The sequence below is a fragment of the Psittacicella hinzii genome, assembly GCF_003585885.1.
Lineage (GTDB): Bacteria > Pseudomonadota > Gammaproteobacteria > Enterobacterales > Psittacicellaceae > Psittacicella.
Genome location: NZ_NRHC01000008.1, coordinates 1 through 2186 on the forward strand (window position 1 = coordinate 1; position 2186 = coordinate 2186).

Sequence of the window (2186 nt, forward strand, 5' to 3'; positions counted from 1 at the left end):
AGGGATTCCCGAAATTGATCATTTTCTTCTAAATAAATTACTAAATAACATTAGGTTACCTCGATTTCTAGCAGGGCAGACTGCCCTTCTTTAAATCGATTGTTGACTTAATGTAAAGGTAAGAAATTTAATGATATTTAACCATTAGCTTCTTCTTTGTTCGGGAATCCCTAAGTTATCTGGATATCTGGGATAGATCAAGGAAATTTTGAGCAAAATAAAAAGAGTAACCCCGCAGGGTTACTCTTCAATAAGGAGGCAAAGTATTTCTACTTTGGTTTTATGAAAGATTATTATCTGTGTGGGCCGCCAGCACCGCCAGCACCTCCTACAGGAGTTTTTGGCATCACACTTTCTAGTAATCTAGATTTGAGTAAGTTTGGATTATTCTCACATGATGTTCTTAAGCTTGAAGCATCATCACTTGAGAAGCTGTACTTACTAATAATTGCTCCAATTGGTAAATTACGACGATCTTCTTCAGATACGTGGTATTTATCAATTAAGTTACCTAAATCAACTGTACATTGTTGGATAAGAGTGCTTGCTAGTGTCACGTCAATGTCATTAGCTGCACGTAAACCATAAGCTGTTGCGTCAAATGGTAAGCCATGTTTGCCTTTACCATCATCGTCAATCATCTTATCACCTTTTTCTAACCAGTCAGAGTATTTATGATCGATATTAACATCGTCACCTCTAAATGGATTTAGGATTACAAGATCTGGGTTATCATTCTTAATATTGTTATATGACATATAGTTGCCATTATTGGTAGGTGTTGTAGAGATTTGACCCTTATTCTCTGTAATCGTCGGAGTTGTGGTTGATTCCGTAACAATTGTTTCAGTTAGGTTAATAGTGTTGTTAGTTACTGTAATAGGTTCACCTGCAAGTACTAGGTTTTTGTAATTAGTTAACGTAGAGTTAGTTACAGTTACAGGACCGTTAGCACTTGTTGCGGTGATATTACCTTCTCCAGTACCTTCTGAAGTTAGGTTATCAATTACAGAACCTTTGTCACCATCGTTGTTTAGGTTGTTGTAATTATTAGCAGTAGTGTCTTTAATAGTTGCAGTTCCGTTAGAACTTTCATTATTAAGATCACCGTTACCTGTACCAGTTGTTGTTACATTTTGAAGGGTAGCGCCTTCTTTACCTTTGTTGTTCAGGTTGTTGTAGTTTTCAATTGTTGAATCTTTAACAGTAGCAGTACCATTACTTTCGTTATTGAAATCACCTTTGCCTGAGCCGGTTGTTGTAACTTTGTCGATGGTAGCTTCAGTCTCACCTTTGTTATTCAGGTTGTTGTAGTTAGTGATATTAGAATCTTTAACTACAGCTTTACCTTCAGAACTTTCGTTGTTGAAGTCACCGTTACCAGTACCAGAAGTAGTTACATTAGTAATTGTAGCTTCTTCTTTACCCTTGTTATTTAGGTTGTTGTAGTTTTGAACATTAGAGTCTTCAACTACAGCTTTACCATCAGTACTTTCATTGTTGAAGTCACCTTTACCAGTACCAGAAGTAGTTACGTTAGTAATTGTAGCGTCTTCTTTACCCTTGTTATTTAGGTTGTTGTAGTTTTGGATATTAGAATCTTGAACTACAGCTGTACCTTCAGAACTTTCGTTATTGAAGTCGCCTTCACCTGTACCGGTTGTTGTAACGTTTTGAATGATAGCTTGGTCTTTACCTTTGTTGTTTAGGTTGTTGTAATTTTCAACAGTTGAATCTTTAACAGTAGCAGTACCGTTACTTTCGTTGTTGAAATCACCGTTACCTGAACCTTTGGTAGTAACGTTATCGATGGTAGCTTCAGTTTCACCTTTGTTATTTAGGTTGTTGTAGTTATCAACTTTAGAGTCTTTAACTTCAGCTTTGCCATCAGAGCTTTCATTGTTGAAGTCACCTTTACCAGTACCAGTGGTTGTAACGTTTTGGATGGTAGCTTCGTCTTTACCCTTATTGTTGAGGTTGTTGTAATTCTCAACAGTAGAGTCTTTAACTACAGCTTTACCTTCAGCACTTTCGTTGTTGAAGTCGCCTTCACCTGTACCAGTGGTTGTAACATTTTCAATGGTAGCGTCGTCTTTACCTTTGTTGTTTAGGTTATTGTAATTTTCAACAGTTGAATCTTTAACAGTAGCTGTACCGTTACTTTCATTGTTGAAATCACCGTTACC

1 pseudogene is annotated in these 2186 nt (G+C 36.6%); it reads right to left on the minus strand.

From position 1 onward, the window contains the following. Positions 1-293 precede the first annotated feature (293 nt). Positions 294-2186: pseudogene (locus CKF54_RS08100) on the minus strand (hypothetical protein); the annotation flags it as partial.